This window comes from Sphingobium sp. TomMM15, from assembly GCF_055397045.1.
Genome location: NZ_AP027314.1, coordinates 2,379,351 through 2,399,919 on the forward strand (window position 1 = coordinate 2,379,351; position 20,569 = coordinate 2,399,919).

Below are 20,569 nucleotides of genomic sequence, written 5' to 3' on the forward strand. Positions count from 1 at the left end.
CGGGAGGGACCCCGCGATCCCCCACATGCTGATCCTTGGCATGGGCTACACCGCCTCCCGCCTTGCCGCCCGACTGCGCGGCGAGGGGTGGGAGGTGACAGGCGTGCGCCGGATCTCCGATTGCGAGGCAATAGCCTTCGATGACGACGATGCCGTTCGCGCCAGCATCGCCCAGGCGACCCACATCCTCTCTTCCGTCCCTCCGGAAGGCGAGGCCGACCCTGTGCTCACCCGCTATGGCGCGTCGATCGCTGCTGCCCCGGCCCTCTGGAGCGGCTATCTGTCCTCGACCGGCGTTTACGGCGATGCTGCGGGCGCCTGGGTGGACGAAGCGAGCCCAATCGGCTCGGGCCGCCGCGCGGCGCGAGTGCAAGCGGACAGCGACTGGCGCGCGCTTCGCGAGGACATGCGCTGTTTCCGCCTGCCAGGCATCTACGGCCCCGGCCGTTCCGCGATCGAGCGTGTACGCGAGGGCAAGGCGCACCGGATCGACCTGCCCGATCAGATTTTCAGCCGCGCCCATGTCGATGATATCGTGAGCGGCATCATCGCCTCCTTCGACGGGCCGCCGGGCACCTATAATCTGGCCGACGACCTGCCCTGCGCGCAAAACCGGCTGATCGAGGCGGCCTGCGTAATGCTGGGCGCACCGCTGCCGCCGCTGCTGACGCTGGAGGAGGCCCATCTGTCGCCCATGGCGCTATCCTTCTATGCGGAAAATCGGCGGGTGGCGAACGGCCGGGCCAAGCGGCAGCTGGGCTGGGCGCCGCGCTACCCCACCTATCGCGAAGGCCTTGCCGCCTGCCTTGCCGGGGCCGCATGACTCAGGTCGCCGCATCGCTTACGCGGTGTTAACCAAAGCGCCCCATGGATGGTCCCACAGCTTACGCCAAGGACTTCTCGCCATGGAACGGATCGACCGCAACTTCGCCGCGCTCAGCCAGCGCATGAGCCGCCTGGCGATGCCCGAAGCCGCCAATCCCGCGCCGCAATCGCTCGCCAGCCTGATCGACAGGGTAAATGCGGCGAAGCGTCATTATGAGCCGCGGGTTCGCCGTTAAGTCGCCTTCGCCCGCAGCGCGATCACCATGCCAGCCACCGCCAGCACTGCGCCTGCGACACTCAACATCGACCAGCGATAATCCTCGAACAGCGTGGAAATCAGCATGGCGATAACGGGAATGAGCACGCTGCTATAGGCTGCCCGCCCCGGCCCCACCCGCTGAATAAGCTGGAAATAAAGCGGGAAAGTCACCACCGAGCCCGCAACGCCCAGCCAGGCTATGCCAAACAGATAGCCCGCGCGCCACTCGATCACTGGCGGTCCCACGGTCGTCCAAGCATAGATAGCATCGACCACGCTGCCGATCAGCATTCCCCAGGTGAGCACCGCCGCCATCGGCAAGCGTCGGGCGATCTGCATTCCCTGCATGACATTCGCCGTGGACGCGCTGAGCAATCCCGCGACGCTGAGCGCGATGCCGACCAGCACGGCTTCAGCAGACACCGGGGCAGCGCGATATTCGCGCAGCAGCAGCAACATGATCCCCGCAATCGCCACCAGCGACCCCAGGACGAAGGCGCGGCTGACTGGCTGACGAAAGGCGAACCACGCAAGGACGCTGTTGGGGATCAGCAGCAGCGCATAGACCGTCGCGACGACGCCGGAGGTCAGATAATGTTCTGCCCGATAGACGAAGTTGAAGTTGAGCACGAACTGCGCCACGCCCAATGCGCCTGCAAAGGCGATCCCCGCCGGTGAAAGACGGAGGGACACTCGTCGGATCATCGCGAACAGCGCCATGCCCGCCGCGCCCAGCAGGAAGCGATAGCAGACCGACCAGCTCGGCGGCACCGCGCCCAGCTGATCGCGAATGACGATCCAGGTCGAACTCCAGATCAGCGTGACGAGCAGGAAGGGCAGGATGACGCCGCCCCGCGCCTCCGACGATCCGCTCATGAGAGAGCCTTAAGAGCATCGGCGAGTGGCTGGACCGCTGCGGCATCCTGGGCCCAGTTGGTAACGAGGCGCGCAGCCCCTTCGCCCCAGTCGTAAAAATCGAAGCCTTGCGCGCGCAGGCTAGCAGCTTCGGCAGGAGAGAGGCGGATGAACAACTCATTGGCCTCCACGGCGTGGAGCAGTCGATCCGGCACAGCCCCCGCCAATGCGGCAGCGGCGGCATTGGCGGCGCGGGCGTTGGTCAGCCACAGCTCATCCTCCAGCATCGCCAATATCTGCGCCGCCAGATACCGTCCTTTGGACAGCAGATGCCCGCCGCGCTTGCGCCATCGTGCTGCTTCGGCCGCGCGCGCATCCGCCTGTGGCCCGAAGAAGAGCAGCGCTTCGCCCACCATGCCGCCATTCTTGACGCAGCCGAAGGTCAGCACATCGACACCAGCCCGCCACGACAGATCACCCGGATGGCAACCCAGATGCGCCACGGCATTGGCAAAGCGGGCGCCGTCCATGTGCAGGCCAAGATCATGACCCCGCGCCACATCCCCGATCACGGCGACCTCTTCCGGCGTATAGACGCGGCCATATTCGCTCGCCTGAGTGATGCTGATCGCACAGGCCGGAATCTGGTGCACGTCCGGACGGATCGCCTGCAATCGTTCGACCAGCGTGTCAGGCGAAAGCTTCGCGCCATCTCCCGGCAAACCCATCAGGCTGGCACCGTGGGTGTAAAAGGCGGGCGCGCCACATTCATCGACCATGATGTGCGACTCTTCATGGCAGAGGATGCCGCCATAGGGCGGGCAGAGGCAGGCAAGCGCTATGCTGTTCGCCGCCGTGCCGGTCGCCACCCACAGCGCCCGAACCGGGGCGCCGAACAGGTCCGAAAAGGCGCCATCCATCCGCGCGCTCCACGCGTCGCCATCATAGCCGTGGTCAGCCAGATCAGCCGCCGCCATCGCAGCCATTACCTGCGGGCAGACCGGGGTCGCATTGTCCGAAAAGAAGTGCATGGTTGAGGGCATAAGCGCGCCGCAGCCCGCCGCCAAGATGCCAGCAGGTGGCGAGCGGCCCTTTCGAAACCGGAACAAATTGGTCAGCAATCATGACCCATTGTTTCGGCCAGCCGTTTGTGACATAGGCGGCCGGTCCTACTAGAGGAGCATTGATCATGGACGTCCAGCAGAAGTCGCGCTTTACCGTCAACCCGAGCAGCAAGGCTGTGGCGGCTGACCAGCGCGCGGTAATGCTGGAGGACCCCGGCTTTGGCCGCCTGTTCACCGATCATATGGTGACGATCCGCTATACCGAGGGGCAGGGGTGGCACAGCCATGCCGTCGGACCGCGTGAGCCGTTCCAACTCGATCCTGCCTGCGCCGTTCTGCACTATGCGCAGGAAATCTTCGAAGGCATGAAGGCCTACCGGCTTGAGGATGGCAGCATCGCCATGTTCCGCCCGGAAGAAAATGCCCGCCGCTTCGCCGAATCGGCGGAACGCATGGCGATGCCTGTCCTGCCCGAAGACATTTTCCTGGAGGCTGTCGAGGAACTGGTGAAGATCGACGCCGCGTGGATACCCACCGGCGAAGGCAGCCTCTATCTGCGCCCCTTCATGTTCGCGAGCGAGAGCTTCCTGGGCGTGCGGCCCGCTGCGGAATATATCTTCTGCGTCATCGCCTCGCCCGCAGGGGCCTATTTCAAGGGCGGCAAGAAGGCCGTCACGCTCTGGGTGTCGGAACATTTTACCCGCGCGGCGAAGGGCGGCACGGGCGCTGCCAAATGCGGCGGCAATTATGCCGCGAGCCTGGTGGCCCAGTCCGAAGCGACGAAGCATGGCTGCGATCAGGTCGTCTTCCTCGACGCCGCCGAGCATAAGTGGGTCGAGGAACTGGGCGGCATGAACGTCTTCTTCGTGATGGATGACGGGTCGATCGTCACCCCGCCGCTGTCGGGCACGATCCTGCCCGGCATCACTCGCAACAGCATCATCACCCTCGCCCGCGCCAAGGGGCATGAGGTGCGCGAAGAACCCTATAGCTTTGCGCAGTGGCGCGACGATGGGGCCAGCGGCAAGCTGCGCGAGGCGTTCGCCTGCGGCACCGCTGCGGTCGTGACGGCGATCGGCACGGTGAAGAGCGTCGATGGCGACTTCACCATCGGCAATGGCGACGGCGGCATCGTGACCGAAGCCCTGCGCGCCGAGCTGACCGGTATCCAGCGCGGGACGGTGGCGGACCCTGCTGGTTGGGTGCGCAAGCTTTAAGGCAGCGAACCGCTCACTCCCGAACGGGGGATGTGGATAGATTATTCGCGCAGAGGCGCAGAGATCGCAGAGAGGGAAAAAACCTCTGCGTCCTCTGCGCCTCTGCGCGAACCAATGTGACTCAGCACTCTTTGATCGGGGTTTGTCACGCTTCCCAATCGGCCGCCAAGCGCCTAGATAGCTTGCATGCAACGTTTTGATGTCGTCATCTTGGGCGGGGGCCTTGTCGGGCTGACCCTGGGCATCGCGCTTTCCGGTCATGGGGTGCGCTGCGCCGTCATCGATCCTGCTGATCCGGTCGAAACCAGCGCCGTCGGTTTCGACGGGCGCGTCTCGGCCATTTCCTCGACCAGCCATGCGATGCTGTCCGCGATCGGTGTGGCCGCATTGCTGGAAGGGAAGGGCTGTCCCATCGACCGCATCTGGGTCAGCGACGGGCTGGAGCCCGGTGCGCTCGACTTCGCGCCCGATGCTGACGATGGGGTCATGGGGATCATGTTCCCCAATCGCGACCTGCGCGTCGCCCTGGCTCAGGCAGCGGAGAAAGCGGAAAACCTCACGCGTTTCCAGCCAGACCGCGCCATCCATGTCGATCGCAATGCCGATGGCGTCAGCCTGACGCTCGCCAGTGGACAAGTCCTCCACGGCGCGCTTCTGGTGGCGGCCGAGGGCCGGAACAGCCCAACGCGCGAAGCAGCGGGCATCCGCACCACGCGCTGGCAATATAAGCATACTGCCATGGTGACGGCGATCGATCATGAGGTGCCGCACGCCAACACGGCCTACGAGATTTTCTATCCCGGCGGCCCTTTCGCGCTGCTGCCGATGTTGCCGGGCACGCGATCGGCGATCGTGTGGACCGTGCCGACCGAGCAGGCGCCGGTGATGCTGAAATTGTCCGAGCGGGCATGGCTCGCCGAAGCACAGAAGCGCATGGGCGGTTTCCTGGGCGAAATATCGCTGGCCGGGCCGCGTTCCAGCTACCCGCTGGGCTTCCACCATGCCGCGCGGATCACCGACACTCGGCTGGCGCTGGTCGGTGACAGTGCGCACGCGATCCATCCGATTGCCGGGCAGGGCCTGAACCTCGGCTTCCGCGACGTCGCCGCGCTGGTGGAGGTCCTTGTCGATGGCATGCGCCTCGGCCTTGATCCGGGCGACGCCCAGCTGATGGCGCGCTACCAGCGTTGGCGCGGGCTGGACGCGATGTCCGTCAGCGTCGCCATGGACGGTCTCGTCCGGCTGTTCGATGTACCCGGCCGCATTCCTTCAGCCGTCCGCCGCTTCGGCCTCGCCGCCGTACAGCGCACACCGATGCTCAAGAACCGCTTCATGGCGGAGGCACGCGGCGAATCCGGCGCGCTGCCCAAGCTGCTGATCGGGGAACTCGTCTAAGTTTTTCCGTCATGCCAGCAAAAGCTGGCGTCTCGCTTAGACCCCAGCTTTCGCTGGGGTGACGACGACGAACTTACCCCCACATCCGCCGCATCACGTCATCCTTCAGGATGAAGTGATGGCGCAGCGCCGCCGCGACATGCAGGACGAGGAGCGCGATCCAGGCGAAGGCGAATATCTCATGCGCTTCTGCGGAAAAGCCAACGATCGCGTCATCCTTCGTCACCGCAAATTTCGGTACATCGAACAGGAAGAACCAGTTGAGCGGCCATTTCCCCGCCGAGCTCATGATCCAGCCGGTGAGGGGCACCAGCAGCATGAAGGCATAGAAGGTGTAGTGCGTAACCTTCGCGGCCAGCCTTTCCCAGGCGGGCAAACCCTCAGGCAAAGGCGTTTGCCGATGGGTCAGACGCCAGACCAGCCGAAGGATCGCCAGCGCCAACACGGTGAGGCCAACCGATTTATGCACCGGCATTACCTGCCAATCGCGCGGCAGGGAGTCATGCGCCAGTCCCAGCCACAGATTGAATAGTATCAGGATCGCCATGACCCAATGCAACGTGCGGGCAACCAGGCTGTATCGTTCCACCGGCGTCTCCTGATCCTTGGCGCTTTATCCGTGACGGTTGGCGACCAGATTATCCACCACCGAAGGATCGGCAAGGGTGCTTGTGTCGCCCAGAGCCTGCGCCGACACCTCGCCTTCCGCGATCTTGCGCAGGATGCGGCGCATGATCTTGCCGGAGCGGGTCTTGGGCAGGCCGGGCGCGAACTGGATGACGTCGGGCGTGGCGATCGGGCCGATCTCGGTGCGGACCCAGGCGATCAGCGTCTTGCGCAGATCCTCGCTCGGCTCCTCGCCGCTGTTCAGCGTGACATAGGCGTAGATGCCTTGGCCCTTGATGTCATGGGGCATGCCAACCACAGCCGCTTCGGCGACCGCTTCGTGCAGCACCAGCGCGCTTTCGACCTCGGCCGTGCCCATGCGGTGGCCGGACACGTTGATCACATCATCGACGCGGCCGGTGATCCAATAATATCCGTCGGCATCGCGGCGCGCGCCGTCGCCGGTCGTATATTTGCCGGGGAATGTGGTGAAATAGGTCTGGAAAAAGCGCTCATGATCGCCCCAGACGGTGCGCATCTGACCCGGCCAGCTTCCGGCGATGACCAGATTGCCCTCCGCCGCTCCTTCCTGCACCTTCCCCTCGCTATCTACGATCTGCGGGATCACGCCCGGCATCGGCAGCGTTGCCGAACCCGGCTTCAGGTCAGTGGCCCCCGGCATCGGCGCGATCATCGCCGCGCCAGTCTCGGTCTGCCACCAGGTATCGATGATCGGGCAGCGATCCTCGCCCACGACATGATGATACCAGCGCCACGCCTCGGGGTTGATCGGCTCCCCCACGGTGCCGAGCAGACGTAGCGACTTGCGGCTGGTCGAGTGGACGAAGGCATCGCCCTCCTTCATCAACGCGCGGAGGGCCGTGGGCGCGGTGAAGATCGTCTGAACCCGATGCCGGTCCACGACTTCCCAGATGCGGCTGGGCGTCGGATAGTTGGGTACGCCCTCATACATCAGCGTCGTCGCGCCGTTCGCCAGCGGGCCATAAACGATATAGCTGTGTCCCGTGACCCAACCGATGTCGGCGGCGCACCAGTATATGTCACCTGGGCGATAATCGAAGCAAAGCTCATGGGTAAGGCTGGCCCACAGCAGATAGCCGCCAGTCGTGTGCAGCACGCCCTTTGGCTTGCCGGTCGAACCCGAGGTGTAGAGGATGAACAGCGGGTCTTCCGCATTCATCGGCTCGGGCGAGCAGTCGGCTGAGACCTTCGCGGCTTCCTCATGCAGCCACAGGTCGCGGCCTTCCTGCATGGCGATGGCGCTGCCGGTCGCCTGCACCACCACGACCTTTTTGACGCTCGGGCAATCCTTGAGCGCGGCATCGACATTGGCCTTGAGCGGGACTTGTCTGCCCGCGCGGCGGCCTTCGTCGGCGGTTATGACGATGTTGGAATCGCAATCGATGATCCGTCCCGCCAGCGCCTCGGGCGAGAAGCCGCCAAAGACGACCGAGTGGATCGCGCCGATCCGCGCGCAGGCGAGCAAGGCAAATGCCGCCTCCGGGATCATGGGCAGATAGACGGTGACGCGGTCGCCCTTCTTCGTGCCCGCAGATTTCAGCAAATTGGCGAAGCGGCAGACTTGCTCATGGACCTCAGCATAGGTGTAGCGGCGGGGCTCGGCATCCGGCGCGTCCGGTTCCCAGATGATCGCCGTCTGATCGCCCCGCTCGGCAAGATGTCGGTCGATGCAGTTCGCGCTGACGTTAATCACGCCATCGGCGAACCACTTCACGCCGAAATCCGCTTCGTTGAAGCTGCTCTCGTCGGTTTTGCTGGGGAATGTCAGCCAATCCAGGCGCTTTGCGCGCTCCAGCCAGTAGGATGCCGGCTCGTTGATCGACCGCTGATAATCTGCCTCACGCCCATCCCGGTCGAGCAGCGCCGAAGCGGCCCATTCCTTGGATACCGGGAAAAAATCGTCAGACATCGAGTATCCTTTCCTGTGCGTTGCCTGCCCCTCTAGAGGGTAGAGGCGATCATCGGAAGCCCGGATCGTTCCGCTGCCGCCAAAGTTTCCACCATTTTCGCCGCGCATTAAAGCAAGGGCCACCCAATTTGCCGCTTTTCGCAGGCGCCGCCTCCGCTTAACAGGAAGCCATGTGGCAGCTCTTCCAATTCCCGCTTTGTCCCTTCTCCCGCAAGGTGCGCCTGCTGCTCGGCGAAAAGGGGATAGGCTATGACCTTGTGCGCGAATCGCCTTGGGAAGCGCGCGACGAGTTTCTGGATCTCAACCCCGCCGGGACGACGCCCGTCATGGTCGATCAGGAAAAGGGATCGACGCTGATCGACAGCCAGGCGATCTGCGAATATTTCGAGGAGACTGTGGAAAAGTTTCCGCTGATCTCCGGCACGGCTGCGGGCCGGGCGGAGGTGCGGCGGCTCGTCGCCTTTTTCGACCAGAATTTCTACGGCGACGTCGTCGGCCCGCTGCTGCATGAGCGGATGAAGAAACGGCTGATCGAACGCGCGCCACCCGATGCGCGGGTGCTGCGCGAGGCGATGAAGCGCGCCAATGTCCATATGGATTATATGGATTATCTGCTCGATCACCGCAGCTGGATGGCGGGTGGCACGATGAGCCTTGCCGACATCGCGGCGGCCGCGCACCTTTCAGTCGCGGACTATCTGGGCGGCATAGACTGGGCCGGGCATGAGACGGTGAAGCGCTGGTATGCAGGCTTCAAATCGCGCCCGTCCTTCCGGCCCCTGCTGTCGGAGCGGATGGAGGTCATCACCCCGCCGCCCCATTATGAAAAGCCGGATTTCTAAGCTGAGGCTAAGGAAAATCGGCTCGTCATCCCGGGCTTGACCCGGGATCCTGCTTTTCTTCCGTTCGCGCGCTGAATGAAGCGGGACCCCGGATCAAGTCCGGGGCGACGACAGTAAAGCGAGACGTCATGGACGTTCATTCGCCCTCAACCGCGAGATAGACGCGGTTCCGGCCATGCTCCTTCGCTAGATACAACGCCCGGTCGGCCGCCTTCAGCGCCGCGCGCGGATCGTCATGGGCCAGCACATTGGCAACGCCCGCCGAAAAGCTGACCCGCTCCATGCGCTCGCCATTGGTGCGGTTGACCAGGCTGCGCGTGGCAAGGTCCCGCCGGACATCGTCCACCGCTTCGCACGCTTCCGCCGCCGTTTTGCCACGAAACAGCATGACGAATTCCTCGCCGCCGTGACGCGCGACATGGCACTGGTCGTTGCTCGCCTTGGCCAGCAGCCCCGCGACGAACTTCAGCACCCGGTCGCCCGTGTCATGGCCGTGCGTATCGTTGATCACCTTGAAATGATCGATATCGCAGAAGGCGACGGCCAGCGGCTGGCCTTCCTTCCGGGCCATCGCCACCTCTTCTCGCAATGTGCTTTCAAAAGCGCGCCGGTTGGGCAGGCCCGTCAGATGGTCATGCTCTGCCGCCCGCCGCGCATTGGCGAGGCTGGAGCGCAGCGCATGGTTCTGCTTCTGGTTCTGGCGTAGCTGCCCTTCGACCTGACGGGTCTTTTCGACCATGGACCGCGTAAGGGCTACCAGCCGCGCGAGGACGGGTTCATTTTTCGCGCCAGCGGCAAGGCCCTTCACTTCTTCCTGCAGCGCCGCGCCATAATCCTTCGCGGAATTGCGCGATTCGGTCATCAGGCCGGTAAATTCGGACAGATTCTCCTCGACCTTCGCCAGCATCGTGGACAGCGCCTCGGGCGTCACCTCGTCCCCGCGCTGCTCCGCCACGATTTCTTCGACCCAGCTGTTGCTGATCTTGCCACGCTCCGCCAGCACTGCCCTGATCGCCTTTTCCACGCCGATCTGCGACCCGGTCAGATAATCATGCGCGACGCCGAAATTCAGCGGTGTGAGGTCAAGATCGTGCGCGAACAGGAAATTGCCGATCTCGTCATACAGCTTGCGCCGCCGATTGATCTCGCGATGCGCGGTGCTGCCAGAACGGGCGCGCTGGGGTTCGGCTTCGTCCGTCTCTTCCTCTGCGTCCGGTTTGCCCGACAGGCCGCGAGCCCATCGAGTCAGACGATCGGCCAGGCCGTGCTGCGGGTTTGCGGATGATGATGCCCCAGTCATGCCGGTAATAACGGATCGAACTGACTAAGGTTAAGAGCGCGGGAGTCAAAAAACGCCCAGCCGCCGATCCACCGACAATATTGGCGTCGATCAGATGTCCGCCGCGATCAGCCAGTCACGGAAAATGCGCACCGCGCGTGTCTGCAAGGCGCGGGGCCGACAGACGAAATAATAGCGATAGGGGCTTTCCACCCGCGTTTCGGGGAACAGGCGAACGAGGCGTGCGTCGTCCGCTTCCTTGAAGTGGCTCGCATGCATCACCGCGACGCCCAGGCCCTGCGCCGCCGCCTCCAGCATCAACTGGCCCGAATCATAATTGTCGATCGCCAGCGGCTGCAGGTCCGGCAACCCCACCGCTTCCTTCCACGCCTCGAACGAAAGGTTCATGTCGCGATGAAGCAGGATGGTGTGCTCCGCCAGGTCCGCGGGAGTCGCGATCTTCTGCGGCGATTCGAGCAGCGCCTTGCGGCCGATCAGATAAACTTCGTCATGATCCAGCTCATGGGCATAGAGCGCCGGGTCGATATCCTTCGCAAGCACGATGGCGGCGTCTAGCCCTTCGCCCAGTCGGGCCACCGCATGCGGCGTCGTTTCGATGTCGATGTGCAATTGCGGATGCTTCTGCCGCAACGCGCCCAGATGGGGGAACAGCCGCTGCGTCGCGAACAGCGGCATCACCGCGAGGCGCAGGCGAAGCTGGTTGCCGCCGCTCTGGATATTCTCCAGCGCCTGGCTCAGCGAATCCAGCGCAGGCGCGATGTCGTCGAGCAGCTTCTGGCCATCGGCATTGATTTCCAGCGCCTGATGCTTGCGGTCGAACAGAGGGCGGCCGATGAATCGTTCCAGCGCCTGAACGCGGCGGCTGAGCGCGGGCGTGGACAGTGCCAGTTCTTCAGCCGCAGCCTTGACCGAGCCAAGACGGGCTACCTGAACAAAGGCCTCTAGGGCGGTAAGGGGCGGCAGTCTGCGCATAATCGATCTGTAGCTAAGCCATAACTCTGTTGCGACGCGTCATCGGTACGCTTCGAAGGTTGAGCGGCCTATCCCAAGTCATCCTCTTTTCACCAGCATGAAAAAGCGTCAACCGGTAAGATGCAAATTTTGCAACTGTGTCGTTCTTTTCGCAATTGCAAAATATCATGCTGCACCGCACATAGGAAAGGCCTTTCAGGCATCCTCTCCTAAAACTTTTCGGGCTGGCCTTCGGGTCGGCCCTTTTTTTGTCCCGGCCTGTCATGATCGCTGGCCCCTTTCCTTGGCGACTGGCGTTTCCTATCTCGTTACGCAGTGACAAGAATGGGGATGGCAATGGCCGAACAGGAAAGCGCGGAACGCCGAATTCAGGTAGCAAATGCGCGACCCGAAGACGCAGGACGCGGGCTTGCGCGCATTCCGCTGGCGGTGATGGCGGAACTTCATCTGTCCGAGGGCGACGTGATCGAGATCGCGGGGAAGCGGTCGACGCCTGCTCGCGTGGTCCGCCCTTACAAGGAAGATGAGGGGCTCGATGTCCTTCGTCTCGACGGGTTGCAGCGCGCCAATGCGGGGGTCGGATCGGGCGATTTCGTGCATATAACCAAGATCGAGCCTCGCCCCGCGCAACGGGTTGTGTTCGCGCCTGCACAAAATAATCTGCGACTTCAGGGCAATCCGGAAGCGCTGAAGCGTGTTTTCTTCCAGCGTCCGCTCGCGGCTGGCGACATCGTTGCAACGGCAGGCCAACAGCAGGTCCCGCCGAACGACATGCCCCCGCAGCTACGCCAGATGCTCGCCGCGCCCGCCTATGCGCTTCAGGAAATCAGGCTGGTGGTGGTGTCCACGACGCCCAAGGGGTACGTGCAGATCGACGCCGATACCGAGATCGACCTGCGCGCCGAATATGAGGAGCCCAAGGAGTCCCGGCGCGCCGATGTCACCTATGACGATGTTGGCGGCATGGCTGAAGCGATCGACCAACTGCGCGAAATGGTGGAGTTGCCGCTCCGCTACCCTGAATTGTTCGAACGGCTGGGCGTCGACCCGCCCAAGGGCGTGCTGCTCCATGGCCCGCCGGGAACGGGCAAGACGCGCCTCGCCCGCGCCGTCGCCAATGAATCGGAGGCTGAGTTCTTCCTGATCAACGGGCCGGAGATCATGGGTTCGGCCTATGGCGAATCGGAAAAGCAGCTGCGCGAGATATTCGAGGCAGCGGCCAAGTCCTCGCCCTCGATCCTGTTCATAGACGAGATCGATTCGATCGCGCCCAAACGCGGCAGCGTGACCGGCGAGACCGAAAAGCGGCTTGTCGCACAATTGCTAACGCTGATGGACGGGCTGGAGCCGCGCACCAATCTGGTCGTCATCGCCGCCACCAACAGGCCCGAGGCGATTGACGAGGCACTGCGCCGCCCCGGCCGCTTCGACCGCGAGATCATCGTCGGCGTACCCGACGAGCGTGGGCGTCGTGAGATCATGGGCATCCACACCCGTGGCATGCCGCTGGCCGAGGGCGTCGATCTCGGCGAACTCGCCCGCATGACCTATGGCTTTGTCGGCGCGGACCTGGCGGCGCTCACGCGGGAGGCGGCGATAGAGACGGTGCGCCGTTTCATGCCGCGCCTAAATTTGGAGGAAGGGATCATCCCGCCCGACGTGCTTGAGGAATTGTCCGTCACGCGCGAAGACTTCATGGCGGCGATCAAGCGGGTGCAGCCTTCGGCCATGCGTGAGGTGATGGTGCAGGCGCCGAATATCGGCTGGTCCGATATCGGCGGTCTGGACGAAGCGCAGATGCGGCTGAAGGAAGGGGTCGAGCTTCCGCTCAAGGACCCGGACGCCTTCCGCCGGATCGGCATCCGTCCGGCGAAGGGCTTCCTGCTCTACGGTCCTCCCGGCACCGGCAAGACTCTGCTGGCCAAGGCGGTCGCACGAGAGGCGCAGGCGAACTTCATCGCGACCAAGTCCAGCGACCTGCTGTCCAAATGGTATGGCGAAAGCGAACAGCAGATTGCGCGCCTGTTCGCCCGCGCGCGACAGGTGGCGCCTACGGTTATCTTCATCGATGAGCTGGACAGCCTCGTCCCCGCCCGTGGCGGCGGCCTTGGCGAACCAGCGGTGACGGAGCGGGTGGTGAACACGATCCTCTCCGAGATGGATGGGCTGGAAGAACTGCAATCGGTCATCGTCATCGGCGCGACCAACCGGCCGACGCTGATCGACCCGGCGCTGCTGCGGCCGGGCCGCTTCGACGAGCTCATCTATGTCCCGGTGCCCGACAAGGCAGGGCGCAGGCGCATCCTGACGATCCATACCGGCAAGATGCCGCTGGGTGAGGATGTCGATCTCGATGATCTGGCGGAACGGACGGAGCGGTTCACCGGCGCGGATCTGGAAGATCTGGTCCGCCGCGCCGGTCTGATTGCGCTGCGCCAATCCCTGTCGGTGGAGCGGGTCGAGCAGGCGCATTTCAATGAGGCGCTTGAGGAAACCCGCGCGTCGGTGACGCCGGAAATGGAGCATGAATATGAAAAGATTCAGTCCCAGCTGAAACAGAGCGCCATGCGGGTCGATCCCATCGGCTTTGTGACGCCGGGGATGCTCCGATCCCGCGAATCGCAGTCTTAACAAGGGCTCGCGGTTTGCGGATTGAACCCATCCGCAGTCCGCGCGTTCGCTTACCCAGGGTCGGGCTTTATGCCCGGCAGCATGCAAAGCGGCTTGCCAGGCTTGCCGATTTTTGCAAGGCCCAGACGTGAAGGCAAACAGGCGAGTATTGATGGCCTCCATTCCCTTGAAGAAAAAAGCAGATCCGGCGTCATTCCTGGGTCAGTGGAGCATGTTTTTCCGCCAGTTCGTGAAGCATCCCGGGATGATCGGTTCCGTGATCCCCTCTTCGGCTGCACTGGTGAACAGCATGCTGGACCGGGTGGATTGGCAGCATACGCGCCTGTTCGTGGAATATGGGCCGGGCGTCGGCACCTTCACCCGCCCGATCCTGGAGCGCATGCACCCGGACGCGAAACTGGTGGCGATTGATCTTAACCTTGACTTCGTCGCATGGCTCGAAGCGCAGATCGACGATCCCCGCCTGCGGGTCGTACATGGGTCGGCGGCGGATGTGCGCCGCTTCATTGTTGAGGCCGGACACCGGCAGGCTGATTATATCCTCTCGGGGATCCCCTTCTCCACCCTGCCGGATGGCGTCGGCGAACTCATCTGCGCGGAAACGCAGCGCGCGCTGCGATCCGGCGGTGAATTTCTGGTCTATCAATATTCGGCATATGTCCGTCGGTTGCTTGCCGGGCAATTCAACGAGATCGCCGAGCGGGTCGAATGGCGCAACATTCCGCCATGCCGCACCTTCCGCGCGCTGAAGGCGGAAAGTCTGGCACAGGCTGCCTGAAATATCATCCTACCCCGTTCGCCCTGAGCCTGTCGAAGGGCCTTTCTTCTCTTCAAATTAGGTGGAGGGCTTCCACAAGCCCCGTCCGGGGTATTGGTTGGATCGCGAGATAAGCGTCATAATGCTATAGCGGAGCCAAAGGCCACCCAGTGCATTTCGTCCCACGACGCTTTCATGCTAAGGGCGCGGGCGAAAGGCTCGACCAGATGAATGACCTGACCCAGACTCCCGAAATGCTGATTGCCTCAATGGGCGCGCGCGCCCGCGCCGCTGCCGCAACGCTGGCCAGCGCAAGCGACGCGCAGAAGATCGAGGCCCTGCGCCGCGCCGCGCAGGCGCTTCGGGATCAGGCGCCGCAAATCCTTGCAGCAAACGCGCGCGATATGGAAAACGCCGCCGCTAATGGCCTTTCGCCAGCCATGCTCGACCGTCTGCGACTTGACGAAGCCCGCGTGGCGGCAACGGCCGCTGGCGTCGATCAGGTCGCCAGCCTCGACAATCCACTCGGCAGCGTCATCGACAAGCAGGTCCGGCCCAACGGCATGGAGCTTTCGCGCGTCCGCGTACCCTTGGGCGTGATCGGCATCATCTATGAAAGCCGCCCCAATGTGACCGCCGACGCGGCCGCGCTGTGCCTGCGCGCGGGCAACGCCGTCATCCTGCGTGGTGGCAGCGAGGCGAAGGAGAGCAATCGCGCCATCCACGCCGCCATGGCCGAAGGGATCGCCGCCGCTGGCCTGCCCGCCGACGCGGTGCAGCTTGTGCCCACGACAGATCGCGCCGCCGTCGGCGCTTTGCTCAAGGCGTCTGACTTCATCGACCTCATCGTTCCGCGCGGCGGCAAGAGCCTGGTCGCCCGCGTGCAGGAAGAGGCGCGCGTGCCCGTGCTCGCGCATCTCGACGGCATCAACCACAGCTATGTCGATGGCGCGGCTGATCCGGACATGGCGGCCAAGCTGATCGTCAACGCCAAGATGCGCCGGACGGGCATCTGCGGCGCGACCGAGACAGTGCTGATCGACAAGGCTTTCGGAGCCACGCCCGCCATCGTGAAAGCGTTACTCGACGCCAAGTGCGAAGTGCGCGGCGACGCGGCGGTGCAGGCGATGGACGCCCGCGTCATCGCTGCGTCGGACGAGGATTGGGACACCGAATATCTCGACGCGATCGTCTCCGTGCGGTTGGTTGATGGGCTGGACGAAGCGCTCGCTCATATTGCCGCTCACGCCAGCCATCACACCGACGCGATCATTACCGAAGACGCGGCGAAGGCAGAGCGCTTCCTTAACGCCGTCGACAGCGCGATCGTCATGTGGAACGCCTCCACTCAATTCGCTGACGGCGGCGAGTTCGGCCTTGGCGCGGAGATCGGCATCTCAACCGGCCGCCTCCACGCGCGCGGCCCGGTAGCGTTGGAAGGTCTAACCACCTACAAATGGCTGGTGCGCGGGACGGGCCAGACGCGGCCTTGATATAGGGGACGACCTTTCACCGTTCGGGCTGAGCCTGTCGAAGCCCTTCACTTTTCTCAAAAGAAGTGGAGCCGTTGGCTTCGCCGGCCTTCGGCTCGACAAGCTCAGGGCGAACGGGGATGAGAGAGGCGTACTCAGCCCTTCACCACCTCATCGATAGTCTTAAGCTTCGCCAGCAGCGGCCCCATCCACTCCAGCGGCAGCATGACCGGCCCATCCGAAGGCGCTCGATCCGGATCATCATGCGCCTCGGCAAACACCGCCGCAACGCCCGCCGCAACCGCACTGCGCGCCAGCACCGGTGCAAACTCCCTCTGTCCACCCGAAGCTGACCCTAGCCCACCCGGCTGCTGCACCGAATGGGTGGCATCGAACACCACCGGATAGCCGGTCTCACCCATCACCGGCAGCGACCGCATATCGCTGACCAATGTATTGTAGCCAAAGCTCGCGCCGCGCTCGGTCAGCAATATCCGCTCATTGCCGGTGGAAGCGACCTTCTGCGCCACCGCCGCCATGTCCCAGGGCGCAAGGAACTGCCCCTTCTTCACATTCACCACAGCGCCCGTCCGCCCCGCCGCCAGCAAGAGGTCGGTCTGGCGACACAGGAATGCCGGGATTTGCAAAATATCCACCGCCTGCGCCGCCGCCTCCACTTGCCCCGCCTCATGCACATCGGTCAGTACCGGACAGCCCAACTGCGCCTTCACCTCAGCCAGTATGGCCAGCCCTGCATCGATCCCCACGCCACGTTGACCCGACACCGAAGTCCGGTTCGCCTTGTCAAAGGAGGATTTGAAGATGAGCGGCACGCCCGCCTTGTGCGCGACCTCCGCCAGCCTCTCTGCCATCATCATCACATGATCGCGGCTCTCAATCTGACAGGGGCCGGAAATCAGGACGAAGGGCAGATCATTGCCGATCGTCACCGACCCGATCGAAACATGGCGTTGCTGTGTCATGCCGCTCACTTCGGCGCTTTCGCAAAACGGCGCAAGAGCTGTCCCCGCCATAGCCCCTTGCCCGGATGATAGTTCCAGCAGAACCAGCCGAACACAAGGCAGGCGAGCAGCGCAGGCAGCGCCATCGGATCGCCATTGCCCCGCATATGCCGGTAAAAGGCCAAATCCGCCCGCCACCGGTCCCGCTCGCTGCCGCCGCCATTGATGCCATAGGCATTGTCATGTTTCCGGCAGCCGATGTTTCGGTTGTATTTGCGGTGATCTATGAAATAGCAGTAATCGCGTTCGGGTGTCGTCATGGCCCGATGTGGAACAGGGCCGTGCAAAAGTTCAAGCGTAAAGTCTTCTACCTTGGCGGTTTCGATCCGCGCGGGGTGCGTTTTTATCACCAACTCTATCGGGAGCAGGCGGAGCGCTATGCGCGCCTCTCGGGCGAGCAGGTGGAGGTGAGCGCGCGTCGGTCAGGCCCGGCCTCGTCCGCCATCTGGACCGTCACCAACCATAGCGCAGGGGTCGAAACCGACTATGAATTCCTCCGCTGGGAGGATCTGGTCGGCAAGGTATGGATCCGCAATCCGCTGCTTCTCGCATGGCGATCAATCGCCACTTACACCGCCCACGCCCGCCACATGCAGTTCCTGCGGATGCGGAAGCTGCGCCCCGGCCCGGTCATCACCATCCTCTACCCGCCGCTGCTCGCCATCCTGATCCCGCTCGCGGTGGCGCTAATCCCCGCCTCGCTGCTGTCGCTGATCATGCCGTTCTGGGCGGCAGCGCTGATCGGCATCGGTATCAGCGCACTACTCTCCGGCCGATTGCTTAACAAACTAATCATCCCCTGGCTGCTGCGCTTCATGTATTACAACCACAACGTCGCCGCGCGCGGTCCCGGCGAGGAAATGGACGCCCGCCTCGATCAGTTCGCCGCCCGCATCGCGCAGGAGATCGATGGACCGTGGGACGAAGTCATCTTCGCCTCCCACAGCAACGGCACCATATACGCCATGAGCGTCCTTCGCCGCATCCTGGAGCTGCGCGGGGGCAGGCCGTTGCCGGATAACTTCACCGCCCTGACGCTGGGCCAAGTCGTCCCCATCATCGCCCTGCGCAAGGACGCGCGCTGGTATCATGCCGACCTGAAGGCGCTGGACGAGGGGCAGTTCCGCCTCGTCGATTTCTCCGCACCCCCCGATGGCGCCGCCTATCATGATGTGCACCCCATTCGCCTCGTATCGGATCGCTGCGCCGCCCGAGTCGATCTACTCTCGCCGCGCTTCCACCTCTTCTACGACCCGGAAAATTATAACAGCGGCTGGTCGAACAAATATGAAGCGCATTTCGACTATCTGCGCGTCGGCGATCGCCTATCTCCCGTCGACTATGTCAGCCTGACCGCAGGCCGCCGCACGATTGATCAAGCCATCGCCGCATTCAGGGCTATCCCGTGACCGAACCCTTCACGCCTCCCTATCCACAACCGCCCCGGACCAAGCGCGGCCTGATGAAGCGCTTCCTGCGCGGCTGGCACAGCTGGATTCATGTGCTGTTCGAAAAAAGCTACACGATGAAGCTGGGCGAAATCCGCATGCCCGGCCAGATCATGTATATCGCGAACGAACTGCCGCTGGTGGACAAGATACTGCGCGGCGGCACCGCCTTCCCCAAGCATCGCGAACTGGTCCGCAACCTCTCGCCCCTGATCGGCAACAGCGTTTTTTCCGCCAATGGCGAGGATTGGGAAAGCCAGCGCGCGATGGTGAACCCGGCCTTCGCCCACACAGCGCTGCACAGGTCCATGCCGCTGATGGTCGCCGCCGCCAACGATCTGCTCGCTCGCATCGATGCCGCCGACCGTACAAAGCCGGTCGATATCGACCCGATGATGACCCATGTCGCGGCCGACATCATCTTCCGCACGCTCTTTTCCCAAGCGCTGGACGAGCATCGCTCCAACATCATCCACAACGCCTTCGGCAAGTTCCAGCGCTACGCCCACAGCGCATCGATGCTGCGCCTCTATGGCTTTCCCGCGCGCTGGTTCGAACAGCGATCGCTCAAGCCCGCCAAGGCGATCCACGACGTGTTCCGCCCGATTGTCGAAGCCCGCTATCAGGGCTTTCATGAGCGCGGCGAGGCCCCGCACAAGGACATTCTCCAGTCGCTGATCGAGGCGAAGCATCCCGAAACCGGCGATCCCTTCACCTTGCAACAGGTGATGGATCAGGTCTCGACCGTCTTCCTCGCGGGCCATGAAACATCGGCCAGCACCATGACCTGGGCGCTCTATATGCTGGCCGAATGCGCCCATATCCAGAATGCCGCGCGCGCCGAAGTCGTGGCGCTGGCGGACCAGGAGGCGCTCACCGCCGCAATGCTCAAGGACATGGGCCACGTCCGCAACATCTTCCGCGAAACGTTGCGCCTCTATCCCCCCGTCGCCTTCTTGCCCAGAGAAGTGCCTTGCCCCATGCCGATGCGCGACAAGAATCTTGAGGAGGGAGCGATGCTGGTCGTCGCGCCCTGGCTCACCCAGCGGAACAAGGATAATTGGGGCTGCCCGCACAGCTTCGATCCCGATCGCTTCGACGACCCCGCCAATGCCGAGATGGTGAAACAGGCCTGGTTCCCCTTCGGCCGAGGCCCCCGCGTCTGCGTCGGCGCAGGCTTCGCCCAGCAGGAGGTGATGACGGTGATCGCCAGCGTCCTGCGCCGCTACCGCCTGTCCGTGCCGGAAGGATTCAAGCCGGAGCCGATCAGCCGCCTGACGATAAGGCCGAGGACGGGCATGAGGTTGGTGTTCAGAACCTAATTATTCCCCTCCCGCAGGCGGGAGGGGTTAGGGGTGGGCGCGAGCGAAGCGAGCTTCATCGCCAGCGCCCTAAAGTAAGCAGATGTTGCGCAGGCCCACCCCCGGGCCCTCCCGCTTGCGGGAGGGGAGCAGAAACCGCCTCAACCCCTAACCCGCCCCACCATCACCTGTCCTGCCGCGCGCTCCCGCACATAGCGCCGCTTCAACACCACGCTCGCCACCAGCAACGGCACGCCAACCATCACGCAAATCGCCCCCAACATCGGCGGCCACAGCCCGAACAGGCTATGCACATCCAGCGCCGACGGCGTCAGCACCAGCAGGAAACCGGCGGTCAACAGCCACAGCCCCCACCGCCTCGGCCGCACAGCCACCATGCGCATTTCATGCCGGTGCGCTTTGCGCCCTTCCTTGGTGGACAGATCATGATGCTTCATCGCCTGCCATAAAAGCGGCAAAGCGCCCCTTATGTCCAGCGCAATGGGCTGGCGTCGCCTGCACATTTCCGCTATCGCCACCCAATCCCCGGGGGACCGCTCACAAGCGGTTGAGAGGCGGCTGATGTGGCTGCGACCCGTTGAACCTGATCCGGATGAGACCGGCGTAGGGAGGGAGGGCTTGTCACAGGCAT

Annotated in this window: 19 protein-coding genes and 1 riboswitch; of the genes, 10 read left to right on the forward strand and 9 right to left on the reverse strand. The window is 63.6% G+C overall.

Annotation, left to right across the window (positions count from 1 at the left end; all coding sequences use genetic code 11):
- Positions 1 to 16 precede the first annotated feature (16 nt).
- Together ACZ51H_RS11860 and ACZ51H_RS11865 are read left to right on the forward strand one after the other, a co-directional pair.
- Positions 17 to 823 carry a Rossmann-fold NAD(P)-binding domain-containing protein gene (locus ACZ51H_RS11860; protein WP_464802896.1) on the forward strand — a complete coding sequence of 269 codons (807 nt, stop codon included), beginning with the start codon at positions 17 to 19 and terminating at the stop codon, positions 821 to 823.
- 82 nt (positions 824 to 905) lie between these two features.
- Positions 906 to 1,061 (forward strand): hypothetical protein, encoded by a 156-nt coding sequence (locus ACZ51H_RS11865; protein ID WP_449470708.1) that lies wholly within the window; start codon positions 906 to 908, stop codon positions 1,059 to 1,061.
- On the opposite strand, the gene ACZ51H_RS11870 is transcribed toward ACZ51H_RS11865, so the two are convergent.
- Complete coding sequence (locus ACZ51H_RS11870; RefSeq protein ID WP_464801953.1) at positions 1,058 to 1,960, reverse strand: DMT family transporter; 903 nt, start codon at positions 1,958 to 1,960, stop codon at positions 1,058 to 1,060. The genes ACZ51H_RS11865 and ACZ51H_RS11870 overlap by 4 nt on opposite strands.
- Entirely contained in the window at positions 1,957 to 2,970 is a 1,014-nt protein-coding gene (locus ACZ51H_RS11875) for a threonine aldolase family protein (RefSeq protein ID WP_464802897.1), read from the reverse strand. Before ACZ51H_RS11875 ends, ACZ51H_RS11870 begins: the two co-directional genes overlap by 4 nt.
- A gap of 158 nt (positions 2,971 to 3,128) precedes the next feature.
- Between ACZ51H_RS11875 and ACZ51H_RS11880 the strand changes: the two genes are divergently transcribed.
- Both ACZ51H_RS11880 and ACZ51H_RS11885 read left to right on the forward strand, forming a co-directional pair.
- Complete coding sequence (locus ACZ51H_RS11880) at positions 3,129 to 4,220, forward strand: branched-chain amino acid aminotransferase (protein ID WP_464771630.1); 1,092 nt, start codon at positions 3,129 to 3,131, stop codon at positions 4,218 to 4,220.
- A gap of 186 nt (positions 4,221 to 4,406) precedes the next feature.
- Positions 4,407 to 5,615: an FAD-dependent monooxygenase gene (locus tag ACZ51H_RS11885; protein WP_464771631.1), complete on the forward strand. Its 1,209-nt coding sequence runs from the start codon at positions 4,407 to 4,409 to the stop codon at positions 5,613 to 5,615.
- Positions 5,616 to 5,688: 73 nt separating this feature from the next.
- Here the strand turns inward: ACZ51H_RS11885 and ACZ51H_RS11890 are convergent, their stop codons facing one another.
- Both ACZ51H_RS11890 and acs read right to left on the reverse strand, forming a co-directional pair.
- Positions 5,689 to 6,204, reverse strand: a complete 516-nt coding sequence (locus ACZ51H_RS11890) for a cytochrome b (RefSeq protein WP_449470716.1) — start codon at positions 6,202 to 6,204, stop codon at positions 5,689 to 5,691.
- Between the two features lie 24 nt (positions 6,205 to 6,228).
- Entirely contained in the window at positions 6,229 to 8,172 is a 1,944-nt protein-coding gene (gene acs / locus ACZ51H_RS11895) for an acetate--CoA ligase (RefSeq protein ID WP_464771632.1), read from the reverse strand.
- A 170-nt stretch (positions 8,173 to 8,342) separates the two neighbouring features.
- Here acs and ACZ51H_RS11900 point away from each other — a divergent pair, with 170 nt between their 5' ends.
- Positions 8,343 to 9,014 carry a glutathione S-transferase family protein gene (locus ACZ51H_RS11900; RefSeq protein ID WP_196225035.1) on the forward strand — a complete coding sequence of 224 codons (672 nt, stop codon included), beginning with the start codon at positions 8,343 to 8,345 and terminating at the stop codon, positions 9,012 to 9,014.
- Between the two features lie 136 nt (positions 9,015 to 9,150).
- On the opposite strand, the gene ACZ51H_RS11905 is transcribed toward ACZ51H_RS11900, so the two are convergent.
- Complete coding sequence (locus tag ACZ51H_RS11905) at positions 9,151 to 10,314, reverse strand: GGDEF domain-containing protein (RefSeq protein WP_464801954.1); 1,164 nt, start codon at positions 10,312 to 10,314, stop codon at positions 9,151 to 9,153.
- Positions 10,315 to 10,404: 90 nt separating this feature from the next.
- On the reverse strand, positions 10,405 to 11,286 hold the full coding sequence (locus ACZ51H_RS11910) for a LysR substrate-binding domain-containing protein (RefSeq protein ID WP_449470721.1): 882 nt from the start codon (positions 11,284 to 11,286) through the stop codon (positions 10,405 to 10,407).
- 336 nt (positions 11,287 to 11,622) lie between these two features.
- Between ACZ51H_RS11910 and ACZ51H_RS11915 the strand changes: the two genes are divergently transcribed.
- The 3 genes from ACZ51H_RS11915 to ACZ51H_RS11925 all read left to right on the forward strand — a co-directional run bounded on the left by ACZ51H_RS11915 (position 11,623) and on the right by ACZ51H_RS11925 (position 16,167).
- Positions 11,623 to 13,917, forward strand: a complete 2,295-nt coding sequence (locus ACZ51H_RS11915) for a CDC48 family AAA ATPase (RefSeq protein WP_464801955.1) — start codon at positions 11,623 to 11,625, stop codon at positions 13,915 to 13,917.
- A gap of 151 nt (positions 13,918 to 14,068) precedes the next feature.
- Positions 14,069 to 14,695, forward strand: a complete 627-nt coding sequence (locus ACZ51H_RS11920) for a class I SAM-dependent methyltransferase (RefSeq protein ID WP_464801956.1) — start codon at positions 14,069 to 14,071, stop codon at positions 14,693 to 14,695.
- Between the two features lie 206 nt (positions 14,696 to 14,901).
- Complete coding sequence (locus ACZ51H_RS11925; protein ID WP_464801957.1) at positions 14,902 to 16,167, forward strand: glutamate-5-semialdehyde dehydrogenase; 1,266 nt, start codon at positions 14,902 to 14,904, stop codon at positions 16,165 to 16,167.
- 134 nt (positions 16,168 to 16,301) lie between these two features.
- On the opposite strand, the gene kdsA is transcribed toward ACZ51H_RS11925, so the two are convergent.
- The gene (gene kdsA / locus ACZ51H_RS11930; protein ID WP_464801958.1) at positions 16,302 to 17,129 is read right to left on the reverse strand and encodes a 3-deoxy-8-phosphooctulonate synthase; all 828 of its coding nucleotides are present in this window, start codon (positions 17,127 to 17,129) and stop codon (positions 16,302 to 16,304) included.
- Between the two features lie 5 nt (positions 17,130 to 17,134).
- On the reverse strand, positions 17,135 to 17,428 hold the full coding sequence (locus ACZ51H_RS11935) for a hypothetical protein (RefSeq protein ID WP_449470727.1): 294 nt from the start codon (positions 17,426 to 17,428) through the stop codon (positions 17,135 to 17,137).
- 21 nt (positions 17,429 to 17,449) lie between these two features.
- Between ACZ51H_RS11935 and ACZ51H_RS11940 the strand changes: the two genes are divergently transcribed.
- Both ACZ51H_RS11940 and ACZ51H_RS11945 read left to right on the forward strand, forming a co-directional pair.
- Positions 17,450 to 18,577, forward strand: a complete 1,128-nt coding sequence (locus ACZ51H_RS11940) for a tudor domain-containing protein (RefSeq protein ID WP_464801959.1) — start codon at positions 17,450 to 17,452, stop codon at positions 18,575 to 18,577.
- Positions 18,574 to 19,938, forward strand: a complete 1,365-nt coding sequence (locus tag ACZ51H_RS11945) for a cytochrome P450 (RefSeq protein ID WP_464801960.1) — start codon at positions 18,574 to 18,576, stop codon at positions 19,936 to 19,938. The genes ACZ51H_RS11940 and ACZ51H_RS11945 overlap by 4 nt, the downstream gene beginning before the upstream one ends.
- Before the next feature lie 140 nt (positions 19,939 to 20,078).
- Here the strand turns inward: ACZ51H_RS11945 and ACZ51H_RS11950 are convergent, their stop codons facing one another.
- The gene (locus ACZ51H_RS11950) at positions 20,079 to 20,375 is read right to left on the reverse strand and encodes a hypothetical protein (protein ID WP_464802898.1); all 297 of its coding nucleotides are present in this window, start codon (positions 20,373 to 20,375) and stop codon (positions 20,079 to 20,081) included.
- Positions 20,376 to 20,454: 79 nt separating this feature from the next.
- Positions 20,455 to 20,565: riboswitch (TPP riboswitch) on the forward strand.
- The last annotated feature ends 4 nt before the right edge of the window (positions 20,566 to 20,569 follow it).

What these genes read in the sequence shown, in the direction of transcription:
- ACZ51H_RS11880 (WP_464771630.1), top strand. Translation starts at nt 3,129, where the DNA reads ATGGACGTCCAGCAGAAGTCGCGCTTTACCGTCAACCCGAGCAGCAAG.
- ACZ51H_RS11900 (WP_196225035.1), top strand. Translation starts at nt 8,343, where the DNA reads ATGTGGCAGCTCTTCCAATTCCCGCTTTGTCCCTTCTCCCGCAAGGTG.
- ACZ51H_RS11925 (WP_464801957.1), top strand. Translation starts at nt 14,902, where the DNA reads ATGAATGACCTGACCCAGACTCCCGAAATGCTGATTGCCTCAATGGGC.
- ACZ51H_RS11870 (WP_464801953.1), bottom strand. Translation starts at nt 1,960, where the DNA reads ATGAGCGGATCGTCGGAGGCGCGGGGCGGCGTCATCCTGCCCTTCCTG.
- ACZ51H_RS11920 (WP_464801956.1), top strand. Translation starts at nt 14,069, where the DNA reads ATGGCCTCCATTCCCTTGAAGAAAAAAGCAGATCCGGCGTCATTCCTG.
- kdsA (WP_464801958.1), bottom strand. Translation starts at nt 17,129, where the DNA reads ATGACACAGCAACGCCATGTTTCGATCGGGTCGGTGACGATCGGCAAT.
- ACZ51H_RS11905 (WP_464801954.1), bottom strand. Translation starts at nt 10,314, where the DNA reads ATGACTGGGGCATCATCATCCGCAAACCCGCAGCACGGCCTGGCCGAT.
- ACZ51H_RS11875 (WP_464802897.1), bottom strand. Translation starts at nt 2,970, where the DNA reads ATGCACTTCTTTTCGGACAATGCGACCCCGGTCTGCCCGCAGGTAATG.
- ACZ51H_RS11910 (WP_449470721.1), bottom strand. Translation starts at nt 11,286, where the DNA reads ATGCGCAGACTGCCGCCCCTTACCGCCCTAGAGGCCTTTGTTCAGGTA.
- ACZ51H_RS11935 (WP_449470727.1), bottom strand. Translation starts at nt 17,428, where the DNA reads ATGACGACACCCGAACGCGATTACTGCTATTTCATAGATCACCGCAAA.
- ACZ51H_RS11865 (WP_449470708.1), top strand. Translation starts at nt 906, where the DNA reads ATGGAACGGATCGACCGCAACTTCGCCGCGCTCAGCCAGCGCATGAGC.
- ACZ51H_RS11950 (WP_464802898.1), bottom strand. Translation starts at nt 20,375, where the DNA reads ATGAAGCATCATGATCTGTCCACCAAGGAAGGGCGCAAAGCGCACCGG.
- acs (WP_464771632.1), bottom strand. Translation starts at nt 8,172, where the DNA reads ATGTCTGACGATTTTTTCCCGGTATCCAAGGAATGGGCCGCTTCGGCG.
- ACZ51H_RS11885 (WP_464771631.1), top strand. Translation starts at nt 4,407, where the DNA reads ATGCAACGTTTTGATGTCGTCATCTTGGGCGGGGGCCTTGTCGGGCTG.
- ACZ51H_RS11915 (WP_464801955.1), top strand. Translation starts at nt 11,623, where the DNA reads ATGGCCGAACAGGAAAGCGCGGAACGCCGAATTCAGGTAGCAAATGCG.